Here is a 19,130-nt window from a genome sequence, read left to right on the forward strand (position 1 = left end):
TTTCCTTGGTTTTCAGTGCCGGCACACTGCTCTCATGAAAAGCTACGCTAGATTGAACCGCCTTCTGCTCGCACTCCTTCTTCTGCATCAGGCTCAGGAGTTGCTGCAATTGCTTGGTTGCTAGCCACTGATCCTCCTGGATTGTCTCCTTCGTTATAACTTTCATGTGATTCGTCCTCTTTCAATGGTTCAGATAGATAAAAAACGGTTGTTTCTTGTAATGGAGAACGCGCCAGCGGAAATAATATTGCGATAAGCTCTGCCTCCTTGTCTGTTGGCTCTCTAACATTAGCGAACATCTCTTTGGTTTCATGTCTATCAATTACAAAATCATGAGATGGGTAGGAATTAATAAGCTTTTGCAGCGTATCGGGTTTTGAATTGTTTGCATGCTTCGTTAAGCGCTTACCATATTCGAGCCCTATATCCATAGCCCTGGTTACCTCGCCTACGTGCATAGGATCGATTTGTGCAACGATCGGAGAAACTGTACCTATAGCTAATCTCGTAGCTAATTTTGTAGCAGTTCTCAATGTGATCCGCCCGCCACTTCTGCCCTTAAGACTTAAAAAACATGATTCAAATAATTCGAAGGACTTTTCTTCCAAAGCTTTAATTGCGCTTAATACGGTTAAGCCTGAATCTGTTTCCCATAATTCATCTTTTTTTCCTACTTGTATATCAAGCGGCCCCATTTCACCATGATCGCTCATAACGATCTCTTGCGCTCCCATGGTTATTAATGTTCCAGCGCTTTTGCATGGGCCGTCAATCCAAACTATAAATTTCTTATAGTTCTGCTGAAGAAATCTTGCGATTCTGTAACCAGCAGCCGGGTCTCCGCCAAATGTGCATAAAATCAGAATCACATTCTCGCGTCGCTGATTCTTGCTCCGGCTTTCTATAACTTTATCTACGAATGGCCTAGAGATTGGCCCGCTATAGATAATTACATCAGCGTTATTTTCTGTCGCTAGAGACAGAACCGTTTTATTTATTTTCTCGACATCCATTTTGTTTTAGCAAACATTCTTGGCTACGGCCCGGAATTTACCGAATTTAATAATAGTTCCTCAAGTAGGAAATTAAAAGACCCGCCGCACTCATATATAGTAGTACCAGAATTTGATTTAGCATTGAGCGAATAACGGCATAATTTGCCCTTACTTCACCCCCGCTTCACTCCCTTTATCCCTTTCTAGCAGCCGGCGAGTATGGGATTATCACCCAGCCTTCTTATGAGGACTTTTGATCTGTTATGCCTTTGTTTCGACAGCAGACGACGTTCTTCCCAATATTTGGGAAATCTGTCTGAAGGGAATTTCTTGGCTGAGCAGGTTGATCAATAATCTAATCTGTTCCTCCGTCCAAGGGGTGCCATGGTTGCGGTATTCCTTCCTCATTTTTCAATTCCAGAACTGTGGCATCAAACGCTGCCGTGTACGTTCTGAAATTGTCGCTGGACATTAATGAGATTCCCATTGGACCGAGGTACACCCGAGAATCAGTGTGGGTATCGGCAAGCAAAGGCAGGTCATTACTGTCGTCATTGTTGGATTACAAGGCTGATTGACCGTCAACCTTGAGTGGTGGTCGAGATGGAGGAAATATGGAAGAGAAACGGAAGGCGAAGCTGTACAAGGCTGAGAGTAATCCCATGCCCCAGCTCACCTTTCTTGCGAAACGGAGGCTCTTATAAAATATTTCTATGGATTGGCGGAGCGGCGCTGTGTTATTGCGACCTGGTGCTGGCGGGAAGAGTGGTATGGCTTTGGATAGTGGCTCAATAAAAAACCCGCTCAAAAGCGGGCATCGATAAGCTTTACACTCTATTTACACTGCCTTGACAAAACCTATCAATTGCCTCTCCTATACTATCGACTCCCTTCTTCCAGAAGATGCACCTTCCCACTTATGGAGACATTCGTCATGAGCCAATTAGTTCCGTATATCCGCAATGTAGATGGATCTATCATTCGCATCGAGACCGGCATCTACCAATCATCAAGTGACGAACTGTATCCTTATCAGTTCGAAGAACAGCTGACCGGTTGGCCAGAGCCCAAGGTTTATTGGGCAAAGCGATTCGGACCATCCGCAGGAATCGCCCCTTACACCGGCGATCTACACCCCCTGAGCAATATCGCGAAACCCGACGTTCAATAAAAATCCGCTGGTTAGGCGGGTTTCAAGGCAGAAACGGTTATGAACCATAAACGCGGAAAACCCAAGAATGGAGTTGACTCTTTTTCGTGGACACTTGACGTTTCCCCAGAAGCTGGACAGTGATGTTTCCCCCGAAACTGGACAGTTTTAAACTACAGGCGGGCCGGTCGAAAGGCCGTTGTTCGAGTTCGCCTCTATCGCCAACGAATATCTCAGAACTCACCTGTTCGGCGACATTTTCGAGCGCGACAACCTCGACTGGCAAAAAGCCAGCGAGCTGGCCGCCGTCGGCATGCTCTCCGCATTGCCGGGCGCCGAACCGCAATTGCAAGCCCTCTTTGCCGGCCTACGGGTTGCGTCCTTCACCGAAGGAAGACGGCCTTGATCACCTGGCTTCAACCTCTCCTCAGGACGAACAGGCGCGCACCATACCTTCTCAGCCTTGCTGATTCGGATCAATTCCTCGATTTGCCCGTCGGGCATGTCGACGAGTGCGCGCTCTATTTCTTCGTATGCAATATGCACGCCATATATCGATACCAAGCGTATACTCAATCTCGCTTTTGGTGAGAAGGTGCTTCCGGAAACTGAAGCGTAAGCACTTTCAGAATTCGCGTCACGAATTCCCGCATTGGAACCAATCGGTTGAATCCAACGAGACTGGAAATGCCCAAGACATTGGAAATCAAATGGTTGAGCGAACCAGAGGAGCACGATTATTTAGCCGCCCTATCATACCTGAGCCTTCTCAAGAATGAGAAAACGGCTTCCGCGCATGCGGATAAACTGAAACGCGCATCGGTCTCGCGATACAAGGCGAAAGATATCTTCAGGGCATCCCAATTATCATTGCTTGGAATAAGCAACGCTCATGTTAAAAAAGATCAGCAAAAAATTCAGTCAGGGCAGCCATTGTCTCCGCTTCTTTTGGTAAGAGATCTGGATCAAGGAAAGACTATCGTTGCGGACGGATATCATCGGTTATGCGCCGTCTATTCTTATGACGAAGATGCTGTAATTCCATGCAAGATCGTGTAAAGCCATTATCCGGAGAAATTGGCACGGCAAGCGGGGATCGTTCAGACTGAACAGATAATCTTTTACGGATATGTTCCAAGTCCGCTGCTACTCATGCGGCGTGCCGATACTGCGCTTCGCGGAGTCGGCAGAGAAGAGATTTATTCCTGGTATCCTGAACCGGAAATACGTTGAATAAATACTTGGGCCATTTCCGTGAAGGCGGAAATTTAGCAGCTTGAAAAACCACTGGATTCCGGTTCACCGCTGGCGCGGCGTCCGGAATGACGGGGGTTTTTTATGCAATGAATTTACGATCCAGGAATTCTTGATGATTTTCAGGTATGGAATTCTTATTGCCACCGCTATCGCCATTTTGATGTACGGGGTGTTGAAGCCCCTTCGCAACTGGGACATGGTTGCGTATGTGGCCACCGCCTATCACAAGGATGGCTATCGCGGAGCGGATCTGGCCAGGGAAACCTATGGCGACATCAGGAAGACGGTAAGCCGCGCAAGATTTGCAGTGCTTACCACCGGAGAATATCGCAAGACGGTATTCAGGGATCCTGTTTCCCTCGAACAGCAAATTCCCTTTTACTCCATACGTGTCGCATACATCGAACTCATCCGGTTGCTCAAGAAAACCGGCTTGAGCTATACGAGATCCACTTTTGTGATCAGCGCATGCTTTGCCGCTTTATCGGTTCTGGCTTTGGGACTGCTTATTTTGAAGACCTCCGTGCCGATAGGCATGCTGCCAATCGTGGCCGCCGTTACAGGGTATACGGATCTTGCGCGCCTGTCCACGCCGGATGCCATGGCGTGTTTTTTCTCGCTTCTGGGAATATACAGCTTGATGGCAAAGGGGAGAATGGTGTTCCCGGTGGCGGCGATCCTGCCCTTGATCAGGACCGATCTTATTTTGCTGTCCGGGTTTCTGATGGGCTATTACATCCTCCGGGGGAAGAGACTTTTGGCATCGCTGTTTCTGCTGGCCGCCGTCGGTTTTTATATCCTCGTCACAAAGCAGAACGAAGGCTACGGATACCTGACGCTTTTTAACTTCGCTTTCATGGGTCCACCTGCTCCCTATCCTGCCGATATCGTGATTTCCACCCAGCTGGGAGATTACTTGGCGCCTTACTGGATATTATTCAACAATCTGATCTTTCATTCTCATTCGGTCATATACGTCGTGGCGCTTTACCTGTTTTGGCTGAAGAGAGGGCAAATGGAGAATCAGGCAGAATTTTATGGTCTGTTTGCGATACCTTTTATTTTTACTACAGCACATTTGCTCCTGTTCCCTTCGGATCATTATCGTTTTTTTACCTTTTCGGCATCCTTGATCCTTCTCTGGATTCTGAGTTCGTTGGCACGATCCCGGCAAATAAATAGCCCCCATGGAGGTAAAGCGTTTTAAATCAGGTGAGCGAAACAAGTATTAAGGAAGCGCTGAATGACGAGCTTTGATACCCTGGCTTTCTCTCGACTCCTGGAATGGGGTGCTATATTGATAAAGAGAGGTCTCGATTTCAGCCGCGGCCAGGCCGTTTACCTCCAATGAGGACCGCAAGCCACGATGAATGAAATTTTCGACAACGCACATTCGCTGGAGTCTGCTCAAGTGGATGAAGCGCCACCCGGTACGGCGGATTTTCCATTGCCGCCAAGCCTGGAGCCGCGCCGCGGGCAGATGTTCCCCAAGCTCGATCCCTCGGAAGTAGATCGGCTACGGCGTTTTGGCACAACGCGTACCTGGCAGCCGGGTGAATTATTATTCGAGCCCGGCAGGCGCGGGATCGGCACATTTGTTTTGCTGCGCGGACACATCATGGTTACGCGCAAAAATAGCCTCGGCGTCGAGATTCCGATAATTCGAGGCGAGCCGGGCGACTTCTCGGGTGAGGTCGGCCAGCTTTCGGGACGGCCTGTGCTCGCCTATGGGCGCGCCCTCGAAGTCGTCGAAGCACTGGTGATAGACCCGCCCTCCTTGCGTGCAGCGGTCGTGGCCGAGGCCGAGCTCGGGGAACGCATCATGAGAGCCCTGATCCTGCGACGCATGGGATTGATCGAAACCGGCGGTGGCGGCCCGGCGCTGGTCGGTCCCCCTGGTGGAGCAGACATGGTGCGGCTGCAGGGATTTCTTTCGAGGAATGGCCATCCCCATGTGGTACTGGATCCCGCGCTCGATAGCGTTGCGGAAGATGTGATGAAACTTCACCAGCCTCGCCCAGACGAATTGCCGCTGGTTGTCTGCCCGGATGGAACCGTTCTTAAATGTCCGGGCGAAAGGGAGCTCGCGCATCATCTGGGCTTGTACATCGAATTGAGTCCAGACCGCGTCTACGATGTTGCGATCGTTGGCGCCGGCCCTGCGGGCCTTGCTGCTGCGGTATATGCCGCATCAGAAGGTCTTTCGGTCCTGGTGCTCGACACCCATGCATTCGGCGGGCAGGCGGGCGCGAGTGCGAGAATCGAAAATTACCTGGGTTTTCCGACCGGTATCTCCGGGCAGGCGCTCGCCGCACGCGCATATATCCAGGCGCAGAAATTCGGCGCCGAAATGGTGGTGCCCGTCGCAGCGACGTCACTCGACTGCTCCGGCTTTCCTCGCACGATCCATTTGGATTGCGGTATGCGGGTATCGGCAAAAACGGTGGTTATCGCCACGGGCGCAAAATACCGGCATCCCGCCATACCCGAACTGGAGAAATACGAAGGCCGGGGGGTCTATTACTGGGCATCGCCAATCGAGGCCGCGCTATGCCGGAAGGAAGAAATCATATTGGTTGGTGGCGGAAATTCGGCCGGGCAGGCTGTCGTATACCTGGCGACCCACGCGTCGCATGTGCACCACTTGATTCGCGGCCCCGATCTGGTAAAAAGCATGTCGAAATATCTCATCGACCGTATCGGGTCGCTGCCGAATGTGACGCTGTATGCAGAATCAGAAATCGTGGCAATCGAAGGCGGCGAAGAGGGAGTGAGCGCGGTTCATTGGCGCCATCGCAGAGACGGCAGCAAGCACACTAAATCTGTCCGCCGTATTTTTCTGTTCGTGGGTGCTGATCCGAATACCGGATGGTTGGGGAATTGCGGTGTAAAAGTCAATGACAAGGGGTTTGTCTGTACCGGTATCGATCTGTCTTGGATCGATTACCAGCCAGCGCATTCGAAAAACGACTATCGTCCCTTGCTGCTCGAGACTTCGGTACCGGGAGTATTCGCGATCGGCGATGTGCGTGCCAGTTCAACCAAGCGTGTTGCTGCCGCTGTGGGCGAAGGCGCCGCTGTGGTCGCGCAGGTGCATGCGCGGCTTGCCGAGTATCAGAGCATTCCTGCCTGAACCTCATCCGTGGCAGCTCTGGCGGGGGAAATAACGATCCTTTCCAGGCTCAACGTGGAGGTGGCGGTGGCGGAATTCCCGGAGGAGGGGGTGGCGGCGGTGGCAGCGAACGCTGCTGACCTGGCGGATAGGGCGGATAGGGCGGATAGCGGTTGTAGCCATTGGCATCATTGGCATAAGGGCTGTAGCTGTTGGCATAAGCGCCACCGGGAGTTTGTGCAGGAACCTGCCCATACACGGGAACGCGATGACCTTTGCCATACATGCACTGGATATAGCTGGCATCATAGCGCTGCTGGCTGATATTTCCGGAAGCCGAGGCAGTATTGATGCCGGCGAGGCTGCCGGCGATCAGGCCGGTTCCGGCGCCAACGGCTGCGCCATGTCCGCCGCCCAACAGCGCGCCCGCCGCCGCGCCGATCCCCGCTCCCACGGCGGCAGTTCCGGCTCCGCTGGCTATGGCCGCATTGTTTGGCGTAACCGCGCCGGAAGTGTCATAGGCGAATTGACGGCAGTAATAATCATCGTAGCGAAACTGTTCGAAGCTCCTGCCGGTCCCTGGCAACGCCATCATGCTCGGGCCGGTCGGGATGCTCGCACAGCCGGCAATGAAGCACATTGCAACCAGAGCCGATAACCGGGTTACTTTTCCCATGGCAAAGGCCTATTGAGCGGGCTGGGGAGCAACTTGTATCCAGCCTTCGGGACAGCTTTTCACGTAGGGATAGTAACCTTCCGGGTTGCGGCAGTAATGCCAGTAGTTGGATGCCTGGGCTTGCGGCTGGGCCTGCGCCACCTCCTGCTGTATATAAACCGGGGGCGCCGCGGGAACCGCGACTACCGCTGGATAAGGTGCTACGGGATAGCCGTACCCTCCGTATCCATATCCCCCATACCCATATCCTCCATATCCATATCCCCCGTATCCATAGACAGGGGGACGATAATAGGCGGCACGGCTCCCGTAGTAACCCAGGCCTAAGCCGCCCAGCAAACCCAGTCCCAGACCTGTTCCCCACCCTCCATATCCGCCATGATGATGACCATGGTGATGATGTCCTCCATGCTGGCCCCCATGATGTCCTCCGTGGTGGCCACCGCCATGTCCACCATGTCCGCCTCTTGCCCATGTCGAGGCAGGAACCGCGATCGCGAACAGGACCAGCGTTGCGCAAATAAGTCTGGTAAGTCTGGTTTTAATCATTCGAACCCTCATTAAAAAGGCCGGGCCACGGCTGATAAGATGCCAATGCAGCCGCGCGGGACATTAACAGGCCCAACACCAACGATCAGCCAGACGCCTTAACGCCAGCCTCCCTGTTGAATATAAACCGGCGCGGGGGGCACGGCAACAGCCGGCGGGTATGCGTATACCGGCGCCGGCGCATAGACAACTGGCGGATAGCTATAGGCAGGCGGATAAGCAGGCGCCCGGTTGGCGTAAACGCCGAGGCCATAGCCCAGCAAGCCCATTCCCAATGCTAGGCCGTAACCGCCATAACCGCCGTGACGGTGATGCCCATGATGGTGGCCATGGTGACCGTGCCCTCTTCCAGCCCATGCCTGGGTTGCAGGGATCGACCCAAGCAGCATGAGCGCTACGCACATCAGTTTGATTGTTCTCATTTTGTCTCCATTCCAGAGTATGGTTGCGGTTTCCCGCGGAAACGGCCGGGGACCACTCGATGCTGTTCGCCGCGGCCATGCTGATATAACGCATCAATAGAATTTCGGTTGTCTTGAGTTGACAAAAAATTCACAAAAAATTAATAATTTTATTGTGCGGGTCTCATGGGTGCGAGGATATTGCATAAACAGAAATCTGCATGGCGGGCCGCGCAGAATCACCGGCGATGGCAGACAATAGGTAAACGGATGAAACCGATGCGCGTTATGTGCGGTGAGCAAGGCGGGAAGATTTGGCCTGGACCTGCGGGAAGGTGTACCTAAGTCCAATACCAAAACGTGAATCCGGGTTGTACTCTTCCAAGCCATGGCTTTTTGCCTGCATCGTGCAAGAGTGGTGCAAGCGAAAAACAGGTAGACCTCAGGTAAAAAATTTGACAACTGAAAGGAAAAAAGTCATGTATAAAAGCTTGGCGGTATTGTTGGCAGGTATTATTCTTGGATATGGCAGCACGGTGCTTGCACAAGGCGGAAAGGGCGGCCATGCCGGTCACACCAATCATTCCGGAGGCTCGGCTTCTGAACACATGAGCCAGCAGGGGAGTCAGAATACCAATGCGCAGTGGTCTTCGGACTCGGTAAAAGGACAACAGCGTTCCGGCGAAAGGAATCAGGACAACAACGGCCATCAATCACATGGCAAGGGCGGAGATCACGGCAAAGGGCATGGAAAGGGCCACGGAAAGGGACAGGGCAAGCACGGTTCCGACTAACGGCTGCGGATCGGAAATTGCCGTTCAGTGCTTTTCCAAGAGAAACAAGCAACAGAAACAGATAAAGAAAGAGATGAAAAATGTCTAACGATGCGGTTAATTACTGGAAGTTTGCCACGATTGGAATATTGCTGGTAGGCGCTACTGCCGCGGCTACGCTATTGATAGTGGGGCGCGACTCCAAAAACGGACAAACCGATTCTCCTCCGCCACAGGCGAGCGCACAATCCGTAACCACGGCTCCCGCCGAGAATCCGCCCACTTCCTCGACAGGCCCAGCAGACTCCACAGGCTCTGCAGGCCCGACAAGCGCTGTGCCGGAAGAAAGGCATGCCGTCCAGCGCAGTGCACCCCGGCCGAGCAGACAGCATGCCGCCGCTGCGCCGCCACCCCCGCCGCCATATCCGCCGCAAGGTGCCGTCTATCCTGCTGGTCCGGCATATCCGCCGCAGTCGGTGATGGAGGCGTGTAACAGATATGCGAATGAAAAGGTAAACAGCAAAACCGAAGAAGTTCTCAAAAACGCAGCACTTGGAGCTGCCATCGGCGCAGCAGTCGGCGCGGCGGGCGGTGCGATTGCGGGCGGAGGCAGTGGGGCTGGTAAAGGGGCAGCCATAGGTGGCGTCACCGGTGTGGCGGGAGGCACGCTCTATGGACTCAACGAGAATAAATCGCACGATGCGCAATATCAGGCTGCTTATGCTTCCTGCATGCGCTCCAAAGGCTATTAGGCTTTATTGGAGAAGTTGAAACAGGAACTGCGCAAGCTGCGCGAAGCCTTCTATGAGGAACTATCCCGACCCGGCGGCGAGGCTCCAAAGGATCTGAAGAGCATTCGCCAGGCTCCTTTCGAAGCGATCGCGAACTTACCACGCAGGTGAACGTCGAGTATCGCCAAAATCCTTGCATCATGGTTCCAAGCTAAAAAAGAGCGGTCAACTGCCGGATTCAGACTTATTCCATCACTGCCGGCAACTGCGCAGCTAGCGCGTTCTTTTCCTTGGTTCCCATGCCTAACAGGGCATAGCCCAGCAGTTCGCCTTTTTCGCCCTGAAACAAGGCTTTCACTCCGTGCTCGTCTTCCTCGACCGACCAATCACCGGGCTTGCCGGAGTCAGGCGGAGATACGATCGCCGGACAAGCGGGAGTTTTGACCAGGACGGGCATCGCAGGATACCGCACCGGCGTCGGGGCTTGGGCAAGCGTTGCGGCGAGGCCACGAGCAGCGTGCATGATCGGCATGACGAAGGGCAGCACCCTGCCTTCCACTTCGGCGCAGTCGCCCAGGGCATAAATATCGGCGCAACTGACTTGCAGCGAACGAGTTACGGTGATGCCGCGATTCACCGCGATCCCGGCTGCCTCCGCCAGCGCGATGCGTGGCCGCAGCCCGACAGCGGAAAGCAGGAGATCCGTCTGTATGACCTCGCCGCTTGCCAGCGTCAGGCGCAAGCTTTCGTGTATCCGCTCCACATGCCGGGCTGCTGTTCCCAGATGAAAAGTGACACCGGCAGCCTCGAGCTTGCGCTGCAAAAAAAACCCGCCTGAAGGAGGGAGAAGCCGGCCTAGCGGTTGTGTGCTGATATCGATGACCCGGACCTGATAGCCAGCCGCCGCGAGATCGTTGGCGAATTCGCAACCGATCAGACCCGCGCCCAGGATAGTCACTGTCTTTTTTCCTTCAAGGGCATCACGCAGGCGCTGATAGTCGTCCAGGTCATTTACGGATAAAACCTCTTCCCGCGCCCCGCCCTCGAGTTGCAGCCGGATCGGGTCGGCGCCGAGGGCCAGGACGAGCTGACGGTAGGGGATCTCCTTGCCGCCTTCCAGCGTGAGCGTCTTGCTGGCAGGGTCTATGGTTTTTACCCGGGTATAGGGACGAATTATCAGCTTCAACTGCTCGGCCATCTTCTCGGCGCTAGCATTGAGTATGACGGACGGGGTCTTGCCGGAAGCCAGCGCGTTGGATAGCATCGGCTTGGAATAAAACCCGCCGTGATCCGCCGAAATCATTATCACAGGCGTGTTCTGGTCAAGTTTTCGAAATTCACGCGCCACGGTATAGCCCGCCAGCCCGCTACCAATAATCACTACCGGTTTTTCACTCATGCCTGCGCTTTCCCTGTTTCAGCTCGATAAATTTTCATTCGTTCCCAATTGATGCAACCTACCGCCGGAATGCCTTCCCCGAGGTTTATAATGTTGCCTTCGCCAGCAATCAATGCTGCCGAGTGGCGCGCCTTTGTTTCGGCAGGGTTATCGTTACAATAATCGGTGATATCGATTCGACTTCGATTTTGTTGCGAAAATGTCGAATGGTAAATTATTCCAACAGGTTTTGATATTCCGGAATTCCTATGAAAAATGCGGTATCGATATTTGTCCATGCAGCATGCAAAAAGTTGCCGAAAGCCGCCATTCAAGGCGCGAGCAGGCAATTGCATTTCTATAGGGCAATGGAATCCGTAGCCGCGTAGCCATGGCAAATATCGGCTTCATCGGGCTCGGCATCATGGGCAGGCCCATGGCCCGGAACCTTATCCGGGGCGGACATAAGCTGTTTCTGCATACGCGCAGCGGAGTGCCGGAAGAATTGCTTGAGCAGGGAGGCATCGCCTGCCCTTCTCCAGGCAATGTCGCTCAAAACGCCGAAATCACCATAACCATGCTGCCCGATACGCCTGACGTGGAGCAGGTTCTTTTCGGCCAGAATGGAGTGGCGCAGGGGCTCACCGGCGGGAAAGCCGTGATGGACATGAGTTCGATTTCTCCCACGGAGACCAGGGTATTCGCGTCGCGGATCAACCATCTCGGTTGCGATTATGTCGATGCACCGGTGTCTGGCGGCGATATCGGCGCGCGCAATGCAACCCTTACCATCATGGTGGGTGCTACCGAAACCGTCTTCCAGAGAGTGAGACCTATACTGGAGCTATTGGGTAAAAGCGTGACGCTGATCGGAGCCAACGGCGCTGGCCAGGTTTGCAAGATTGCCAACCAGATCACGGTTGCCCTTACTATCGAAGCCGTGGGCGAGGCGTTGCTGTTCGCATCCCGGTCGGGAGTGGATCCCGCAAAAGTGCGCAGCGCCCTGATGGGCGGGTTCGCCTCATCGCGCGTTCTGGAGGTGCACGGGGAGCGCATGATTCAGCGTCTGTTCGACCCCGGTTTTCGTATTGAGCTGCATCAAAAGGATCTCGGCCTTGCCCTTTCCGGTTCTCGCGCACTGGGCGTGTATTTGCCGAATACGGCGTCCACACAGGAATTATTCAATGCCTGCATTGCGGATGGTGGAGCCAATTGGGATAGTTCCGCGCTGGTGCGGGTCCTGGAAAAACTGGCGAATCACGAAATCGGCCAGGGCCGTAAGGACAAGCAATGAGTTCAACTGCCCTCGTTGCCAGCCTGCGTGCTTTCCTGCCTGCGGAGGCGGTGCTTTACGAAGCGGAAGATTTGAGACCCTACGAATGCGACGGCCTGTCCGCATACCGCCAGACGCCGTTGATCGTTGTGCTGCCGAGAACCGAAGAAGAAGTGCTCCGGATTCTCAAGGTATGCCACGCGGCAAAAACGCCCGTGGTAGCCCGGGGCGCAGGAACGGGCTTGTCCGGCGGCGCGCTGCCCCATGCGCACGGGGTCCTGCTATCCCTGGCCAGGCTGAAAAGCATACTTGAAATCGATCCGGCGGCCCGAACCGCCCGTGTGCAGCCCGGTGTGCGCAATCTGGCCATCAGCGAGGCCGCAATGCCCTATGGCTTGTACTATGCGCCCGATCCATCCTCGCAAATTGCCTGTTCCATCGGGGGCAATGTTGCCGAAAATTCGGGTGGCGTGCATTGCCTGAAGTATGGGCTTACCGTGCACAATATTCTCAAGCTGAGGGTGATCACCATTGAGGGCGAGATTCTCCAGATCGGCAGCGATGGGCTGGATGCCCCCGGCTATGACCTCCTGGCGTTGATGACAGGGAGCGAAGGCATGCTGGGCATCGTGACCGAGGTAACCGTCAAGCTCATCCCCAGGCCGGAAAAAGCGGAGGTAGTCATGGCCGCATTCGACGACATACGCAAGGCGGGGGATGCGGTGGCGAACGTCATCGCTGCGGGTATTATTCCCGCCGGGATGGAGATGATGGACCGAATCACTACGCATGCCGTGGAGGAGTTTGTCCACGCGGGATACAACCTGGAAGCGGCAGCGATTCTGCTATGTGAATCCGACGGGACGGCGGAGGAAGTGTCGGAGGAAATCCGCCGTATCGACGAGATCATGGAAAGCAGCGGGGCCATGGAGATCAGGGCTTCTTCCAGCGAGGTGGAACGGCTGAGATTCTGGGCCGGCCGCAAGGCTGCATTTCCGGCGGCTGGCCGGGTTTCCCCCGACTACTACTGCATGGATGGCACCATACCCCGCAGCAAGCTATCACAGGTATTGAGCGGGATCGAAGCCCTTTCCCAAAAATACGGCTTGCGTTGCATGAATGTCTTTCACGCCGGCGATGGAAATTTGCATCCGCTGATACTGTATGATGCGAGCAAGCCTGGCGAGCTCGAACTGACTGAGGAATTCGGGGGAAAAATACTTCACATGTGCGTGCAGGCCGGGGGGACCATTACCGGCGAGCACGGAGTTGGCGTGGAAAAAATCAATCAGATGTGCGCCCAGTTCAGGCCGGGCGAACTGGAAATGTTCCATGGAGTAAAAGCGGCATTCGATCCGGAAGGGCTGCTGAATCCCGGAAAAGCCGTTCCCACCCTGCGCCGCTGCGCGGAACACGGCGCCATGCATGTGCACCGGGGCGAAGAAAAATTTCCCGAATTGCCAAGGTTCTGACATCGCCATGCTTCCCATCCTGCAGCCCCGTTAATTCATGCAGCCTGTCATCGACGAGTTTACTCATGCTATTCGCCTGTCTGCGGAAAACAGGACTCCCTTGCTCATACGTGGCGGAGGAAGCAAGGATTTTTACGGCAACCTCGGCGGCACAACAGGCAGAACAGGAGAAAGCGTCCTGGAAACCGGCGTTTATAGCGGCACCGTGGATTATGAGCCTACGGAGCTGGTCGTCACGATTCGCGCGGGCACCCGTCTTGCCGATCTCGAAAGGGAATTGAACGGCTGCCATCAAATGCTGTCTTTCGAGCCTCCGCACTTCAGTTCCAATGCGACCATAGGCGGCTGTGTGGCTGCCGGGCTGTCCGGCCCGCGCCGGGCATCCGCCGGAGCCGTTCGGGATTTTGTATTAGGCGTGCGCATGCTGGATGGCAAAGGCAAGGATCTGAGTTTTGGCGGGCAGGTAATGAAAAACGTGGCAGGATATGATATCTCGCGGTTGCTGGCGGGCTCGATGGGAACACTGGGCCTGCTGCTCGAAATTTCCCTCAAGGTAATGCCTATGCCTGCGCGGGAGCTTACGCTGCGCATGGAGATGGATGAGGCGGAGGCAATCGAAAAAATGAATTCCTGGGCTGCAAAACCCCTGCCCGTTTCAGCAACCTGTTTTCATGGCGGGGAGCTCACTTTCAGGCTTTCTGGTGCCGAGCCGGCGGTGCGCGCGGCGCGCGAGAGGCTGGGCGGAGAAGAAGTTATGGATGGGACTGCGTTCTGGGAATCGGTGCGCGAACAGACACATCCATTTTTCCAGTCCGGCATGCCTCTCTGGCGCCTGTCGGTCAAACCGACCACTTGGCCGCTATTCTTGCCAGGAAAGCAGTTCATGGAATGGGGAGGAGCGCTGCGCTGGTTCGCCAGCGAAGCAGATGCTCCTGCTATCCGCGTTGCGGCGGAGAAGGCGGGCGGCCATGCCACGCTTTTTCGCAGAAACGGGCCCAGTCACCAGGCTGACGCGTTTCATCCTTTGCCACCGGCAATGCTGAAGATTCACAGGCGTCTCAAGGAGCAGTTCGACCCGTACCACATATTCAATCCGGGCCGGATGTACGCGGAAATATGAGCATAATCAATGCAAACCCATCTCGCTGATTTTATCAAGGACACGCCGGAAGGCCAGGAAGCGGAAGCGATAGTGCGCACCTGCGTTCATTGCGGTTTCTGCCTTGCGACCTGCCCGACGTATCAATTGCTGGGTGACGAGCTGGATAGCCCGCGCGGACGCATTTACCTGATGAAGCAGATGCTGGAAGGTGCGCCGGTCACGCGGAAAACGCAATTGCACCTCGACCGCTGCCTGACTTGCCGCGCCTGCGAGACTGTTTGCCCATCGGGAGTAAAATACGGCCGTCTGGTCGATATCGGCCGCGGACTCGTTGAAAAGAAGGTCGGGCGCGGAGCGGCCGCCAGTAGCATGCGGTATGCATTACGCCGGATTCTGCCCAACCCGGGCCTGTTTGCCGCCCTGCTGAAGGCAGGAAGGGCCATGCGCCCGCTGTTGCCGGCCAGCTTGCAGGACGAAATTCCGCGGCCCGCGCAGAAACCCGTGCCTGGCAGGCGGCAGCTCACTATGCCCGCGCTTCGCCATGGGCGCAGGATGCTGGTGCTGGAGGGGTGCGTGCAGCCCGCGCTCGTGCCCAATATCAATGCCGCCACGAGACGGGTTCTGGACAAGCTGGGAATATCGCTCATCAGTGCCCCGGATGCGGGTTGTTGCGGTGCGCTATCCTATCACCTGAATGCCCAGCAGGAGGGGCTGGACTATATGCGTCGCAATGTGGACGCATGGTGGCCCTACGTAAGGGATATGAAAGATACAAGAGATGTAAAAGGTGCCCGGAATGCGCAAGACCGAGCAAGATCAGGATTGGCCGAAGAAGGAGCGGGCGAAGATAGCGCAGGAGGCGCGGGGGTGGAAGCCATCGTGATGACCGCGAGCGGGTGTGGGGTGACGGTGAAGGAATATGGCCATTTGCTGCGTCACGATCCGGCCTATGCAAGCAAGGCCGCGCGAATTTCGGAATTGACCAAAGACATCAGTGAAATCGTGGAGGCGGAAAGCCCATCCCTGCTGCGGCTTCTGGGCACATCCATACCGAATGAGAAGAAGCCGAAGCTTGCCTTTCATTCTCCCTGCACTCTCCAGCATGGGATGAAGATCCGTGGAGTGGTGGAAAAAATCCTTCTGGCAGCAGGTTTTCGATTGACCGTGGTACCCGATTCCCATCTTTGTTGCGGATCAGCAGGGACCTATTCCATTCTCCAGCCTGAGCTATCCAGGCAACTGCTGGAAAACAAGGTCTGGGCGCTGGAATCCGGAGATCCGGATCGTATCGCTACCGCCAATATCGGCTGCCTCATGCATGTGCAAAGCGGCACGTCCCTGCAGGTCGATCACTGGATCGAAATTCTGGACGAGGCACTGACCGGCCTCGTACCTGCCCGAGCGGTTCCACGCTAATGTGATGAATCGTAAATTCACTGCATAAGAAATACTGTTATTCCGGGCGCTGCGCTAGCGGTGAGCCGGAATCCAGAGTTTTTTCAATCTACTGAATTCCAGCCTTCATGGAAATGGCCGGAGTATTTATTCAACGTATTTCCGGTTCTTGATACTGGTGCTGCTTCCGGGTTTCGCTTTATGGTCAGGTGATTCCCGGCGCATGTTCATCTCCTGAGACGGAAGGCTCGGGAGGTGTCGCTTTTTAACCCTGGTTTAACCTGGGGGAATGTCTGAGCTGGCCTGGCTCCTCGAGCCTATCCGATTTTCCCGTCAACGTGCTCGGCGAGGATTTGTCCAGAGATTCCCTATATAATCAACGTCGTCCTTTTCGAATATGAAGCATCGCATGAGCTTTGCCAACAAGCCAATGGCAAAAAAACCGAATTCCAGTCCGTTGCCGCCGAAGCTCGCCAGGCTTATCAGGGAATCCGTGGGGCTTGCCCTGCTCGGGGTGGCGCTTTACCTGGTCCTGATATTTCATGGCTATGAGCGCGCCGATCCCGGCTGGTCGCACAGCGGCAGCGAACGGGTGCATAACCCGGGGGGCACAGCCGGTGCATGGCTGGCTGACTTGCTGTTCTATTTGTTTGGCGTTTCGGCCTGGTGGAGCGTGTTGTTCGTTCTTTATCTCGTATCGCTGGCCTATCATCGCATCGACATCGAATTCGCGGAAATCCTGGATCGCCGCCCTTTGATCGTTTCGATTATCGGTTTTCTGGTTTTGCTGGTCTCCAGCGCCGGATTGGAAGCGTTGCGGTTTTATACGCTTGAAATGACGCTGCCGCAGAGTCCCGGCGGCATGCTGGGCCAGTTGATCAGCAACAGGCTGTCGCAAACGCTGGGCTTCACGGGCGCGACGTTGGGCTTGCTGATCACGATTGCGATCGGTTTCAGCCTTTTTACGGGCTTGTCATGGCTGAGGCTTACTGAAAAGCTCGGTATGCTGATAGAGAACGGTTGGCGGTTTATCGGCCGTAGCTGGAATAACTGGCTGGACCGGCGCGCGGGAGCGGTCTCCGCGACGAAGAGGAATGAGGTGGTCGAAGTAGGAAAAAAACGATTTCTCGAACAACCGCCTTTGCATATCGAGCAACCTGCCAGCACCATTGCCAAATCCACCCGGGTCATCAAGGAAAAGCAGGCGCCGCTGTTCTTCGATTTGCCAGATTCCCCGTTGCCGCCATTGCATCTGCTGGACGAGCCGACGAAGAAGGACGTGGAAATATTGTCGGCGGATACGCTTGAATTCACCTCTCGCCTGATCGAGCGGAAGCTGATCGATTTTGGAGTCGAAGTGAAAGTAGTAGCGGCCTATCCCGGCCCGGTCATTACCCGTTATGAAATCGAGCCGGCGGTAGGCGTCAAAGGCAATCAGATACTCAATCTGGTAAAAGATCTGGCGCGATCGCTCTCGGTAGTGAGCATACGGGTTGTCGAGACCATTCCCGGCAAGACCAGCATGGGCCTGGAGATTCCCAACCCCCGGCGGCAGGTCGTGCGCCTGTCAGAGATCCTGAGCTCCCAGGCTTATGCGGAGACGGCTTCGCCCTTGACTATCGCATTGGGCAAGGATATCGGTGGGCACCCGGTAGTGGCGGATCTGGCAAGGATGCCTCATGCGCTCGTCGCCGGCACCACAGGCTCGGGAAAATCGGTGGCAATCAACGCCATGATTCTCAGCCTGATTTACAAGGCCACGCCGGAACAGGTGCGGCTCATCCTCGTGGATCCGAAAATGCTGGAATTGTCGGTATATGAGGGCATTCCACATCTGCTCGCTCCCGTGGTCACGGACATGCGCCAGGCAGCTGGCGCATTGCGCTGGTGTGTCGCGGAAATGGAGCGGCGCTACAAGCTGATGTCGTCCCTGGGAGTGCGAAACCTCGGGGGTTACAACCAAAAAATACGGGATGCGATCAAGGGCGACAAGCCGTTGCTTAATCCGTTCAGCCTCACTCCCGAAGCACCGGAGCCGCTGGAGGAAATGCCGCTTATCGTGGTTGTAATAGACGAGCTGGCGGATTTAATGATGGTAGTCGGGAAAAAGGTCGAGGAATTGATTGCGCGGCTGGCCCAGAAGGCGCGCGCCGCCGGAGTTCATTTACTCCTCGCCACGCAGAGGCCTTCTGTGGATGTGATTACCGGGCTTATCAAGGCCAACATTCCGACGCGCGTCGCGTTCCAGGTATCGAGCAAGGTGGATTCCCGCACCATCCTCGACCAGATGGGAGCGGAGGCCCTGCTAGGGCAGGGCGATATGCTTTATCTGCCGCCTGGCAGCGGCTATCCGCAACGGGTGCATGGAGCATTTGTCGCCGACCAGGAAGTACATCGGGTGGTGGATTATCTGAAGGAGCGGGGTGAGCCGCGCTATGTCGAAGGCGTGCTTGATTCAATAGAGGAAGAAAATGGCACGGGTGACGGTAGCAGTTTTATCGGTCAGGAAGGCGGGGAGGCCGATCCGCTTTACGACGAGGCGGTCGCGGTGGTGCTCCGGTCTCGCCGTGCTTCCATTTCCCTGGTGCAGCGCCATTTGCGTATCGGCTACAACCGCGCGGCGCGGTTGATCGAAGATATGGAGCGTGCCGGACTTGTTTCCGCAATGCAGAGCAACGGTAACAGGGAAGTGCTGGTTCCAGCGGGAAATAAGTAACCTGGCTTGGTCAGTATTGAGAACAAGGCCCTCGTCTCGCCCGCAGCCCTGTTCTTTGAATCGTGATGGATCTGGCAGCGCAGATAACGGAATATAAGGGTAGGAGCAAATAAAATGCCCCCCCGTTTCCGCAAAGGAAACGGGGGGCAT

The 19,130-nt window shown here is 55.2% G+C and carries 19 protein-coding genes; 13 read left to right on the top strand and 6 right to left on the bottom strand.

Annotated elements, in window-relative coordinates:
- Positions 1-47 precede the first annotated feature (47 nt).
- On the bottom strand, positions 48-1,013 hold the full coding sequence (locus ACZ5CE_RS00470; RefSeq protein ID WP_464575790.1) for a Clp protease/crotonase-like domain-containing protein: 966 nt from the start codon (positions 1,011-1,013) through the stop codon (positions 48-50).
- 916 nt (positions 1,014-1,929) lie between these two features.
- Here ACZ5CE_RS00470 and ACZ5CE_RS00475 point away from each other — a divergent pair.
- The 5 genes from ACZ5CE_RS00475 (at position 1,930) to ACZ5CE_RS00495 (ending at position 6,535) form a co-directional block, all read left to right on the top strand.
- Positions 1,930-2,166 carry a hypothetical protein gene (locus ACZ5CE_RS00475; protein ID WP_464575792.1) on the top strand — a complete coding sequence of 79 codons (237 nt, stop codon included), beginning with the start codon at positions 1,930-1,932 and terminating at the stop codon, positions 2,164-2,166.
- 178 nt (positions 2,167-2,344) lie between these two features.
- Positions 2,345-2,551 carry a carboxymuconolactone decarboxylase family protein gene (locus ACZ5CE_RS00480; RefSeq protein ID WP_464575793.1) on the top strand — a complete coding sequence of 69 codons (207 nt, stop codon included), beginning with the start codon at positions 2,345-2,347 and terminating at the stop codon, positions 2,549-2,551.
- 281 nt (positions 2,552-2,832) lie between these two features.
- Positions 2,833-3,204: a hypothetical protein gene (locus ACZ5CE_RS00485; RefSeq protein WP_464575794.1), complete on the top strand. Its 372-nt coding sequence runs from the start codon at positions 2,833-2,835 to the stop codon at positions 3,202-3,204.
- 310 nt (positions 3,205-3,514) lie between these two features.
- The gene (locus tag ACZ5CE_RS00490; RefSeq protein ID WP_464575795.1) at positions 3,515-4,609 is read left to right on the top strand and encodes a hypothetical protein; all 1,095 of its coding nucleotides are present in this window, start codon (positions 3,515-3,517) and stop codon (positions 4,607-4,609) included.
- Positions 4,610-4,768: 159 nt separating this feature from the next.
- Positions 4,769-6,535 (top strand): FAD-dependent oxidoreductase, encoded by a 1,767-nt coding sequence (locus ACZ5CE_RS00495; RefSeq protein WP_464575796.1) that lies wholly within the window; start codon positions 4,769-4,771, stop codon positions 6,533-6,535.
- Between the two features lie 49 nt (positions 6,536-6,584).
- Here ACZ5CE_RS00495 and ACZ5CE_RS00500 read toward each other — a convergent pair whose 3' ends face one another.
- The 3 genes from ACZ5CE_RS00500 to ACZ5CE_RS00510 form a co-directional block, all read right to left on the bottom strand.
- Complete coding sequence (locus ACZ5CE_RS00500) at positions 6,585-7,190, bottom strand: hypothetical protein (RefSeq protein ID WP_464575797.1); 606 nt, start codon at positions 7,188-7,190, stop codon at positions 6,585-6,587.
- A gap of 9 nt (positions 7,191-7,199) precedes the next feature.
- Positions 7,200-7,739, bottom strand: a complete 540-nt coding sequence (locus ACZ5CE_RS00505; RefSeq protein ID WP_464575798.1) for a hypothetical protein — start codon at positions 7,737-7,739, stop codon at positions 7,200-7,202.
- A gap of 98 nt (positions 7,740-7,837) precedes the next feature.
- Positions 7,838-8,161 (bottom strand): hypothetical protein, encoded by a 324-nt coding sequence (locus ACZ5CE_RS00510; protein WP_464575799.1) that lies wholly within the window; start codon positions 8,159-8,161, stop codon positions 7,838-7,840.
- A 458-nt stretch (positions 8,162-8,619) separates the two neighbouring features.
- Here ACZ5CE_RS00510 and ACZ5CE_RS00515 point away from each other — a divergent pair, with 458 nt between their 5' ends.
- The 3 genes from ACZ5CE_RS00515 to ACZ5CE_RS00525 all read left to right on the top strand — a co-directional run bounded on the left by ACZ5CE_RS00515 (position 8,620) and on the right by ACZ5CE_RS00525 (position 9,815).
- Positions 8,620-8,934 carry a hypothetical protein gene (locus ACZ5CE_RS00515; RefSeq protein WP_464575800.1) on the top strand — a complete coding sequence of 105 codons (315 nt, stop codon included), beginning with the start codon at positions 8,620-8,622 and terminating at the stop codon, positions 8,932-8,934.
- 80 nt (positions 8,935-9,014) lie between these two features.
- A complete protein-coding gene (locus tag ACZ5CE_RS00520; RefSeq protein WP_464575801.1) occupies positions 9,015-9,665 on the top strand; it encodes a hypothetical protein in 651 nt (216 codons plus the stop codon).
- 15 nt (positions 9,666-9,680) lie between these two features.
- On the top strand, positions 9,681-9,815 hold the full coding sequence (locus ACZ5CE_RS00525) for a hypothetical protein (protein ID WP_464575802.1): 135 nt from the start codon (positions 9,681-9,683) through the stop codon (positions 9,813-9,815).
- Positions 9,816-9,888: 73 nt separating this feature from the next.
- Here ACZ5CE_RS00525 and ACZ5CE_RS00530 read toward each other — a convergent pair whose 3' ends face one another.
- Together ACZ5CE_RS00530 and ACZ5CE_RS00535 are read right to left on the bottom strand one after the other, a co-directional pair.
- The gene (locus tag ACZ5CE_RS00530) at positions 9,889-11,043 is read right to left on the bottom strand and encodes an NAD(P)/FAD-dependent oxidoreductase (RefSeq protein ID WP_464575803.1); all 1,155 of its coding nucleotides are present in this window, start codon (positions 11,041-11,043) and stop codon (positions 9,889-9,891) included.
- A complete protein-coding gene (locus tag ACZ5CE_RS00535) occupies positions 11,040-11,321 on the bottom strand; it encodes a hypothetical protein (protein ID WP_464575804.1) in 282 nt (93 codons plus the stop codon). Before ACZ5CE_RS00535 ends, ACZ5CE_RS00530 begins: the two co-directional genes overlap by 4 nt.
- 92 nt (positions 11,322-11,413) lie before the next feature.
- Here ACZ5CE_RS00535 and ACZ5CE_RS00540 point away from each other — a divergent pair, with 92 nt between their 5' ends.
- From ACZ5CE_RS00540 to ACZ5CE_RS00560, 5 genes are all read left to right on the top strand, one after another.
- Positions 11,414-12,316, top strand: coding sequence for a 2-hydroxy-3-oxopropionate reductase (locus tag ACZ5CE_RS00540; RefSeq protein WP_464575805.1), 903 nt, complete (start codon positions 11,414-11,416; stop codon positions 12,314-12,316).
- Positions 12,313-13,767: an FAD-linked oxidase C-terminal domain-containing protein gene (locus ACZ5CE_RS00545; RefSeq protein ID WP_464575806.1), complete on the top strand. Its 1,455-nt coding sequence runs from the start codon at positions 12,313-12,315 to the stop codon at positions 13,765-13,767. Before ACZ5CE_RS00540 ends, ACZ5CE_RS00545 begins: the two co-directional genes overlap by 4 nt.
- A gap of 37 nt (positions 13,768-13,804) precedes the next feature.
- Positions 13,805-14,887, top strand: coding sequence for a glycolate oxidase subunit GlcE (gene glcE, locus ACZ5CE_RS00550; protein ID WP_464575807.1), 1,083 nt, complete (start codon positions 13,805-13,807; stop codon positions 14,885-14,887).
- 9 nt (positions 14,888-14,896) lie between these two features.
- Complete coding sequence (gene glcF / locus ACZ5CE_RS00555; RefSeq protein ID WP_464575809.1) at positions 14,897-16,285, top strand: glycolate oxidase subunit GlcF; 1,389 nt, start codon at positions 14,897-14,899, stop codon at positions 16,283-16,285.
- A gap of 388 nt (positions 16,286-16,673) precedes the next feature.
- Positions 16,674-18,980: a DNA translocase FtsK gene (locus ACZ5CE_RS00560; RefSeq protein WP_464575810.1), complete on the top strand. Its 2,307-nt coding sequence runs from the start codon at positions 16,674-16,676 to the stop codon at positions 18,978-18,980.
- Positions 18,981-19,130: the final 150 nt, after the last annotated feature.

This window comes from Nitrosospira sp. TNL200, from assembly GCF_055386305.1.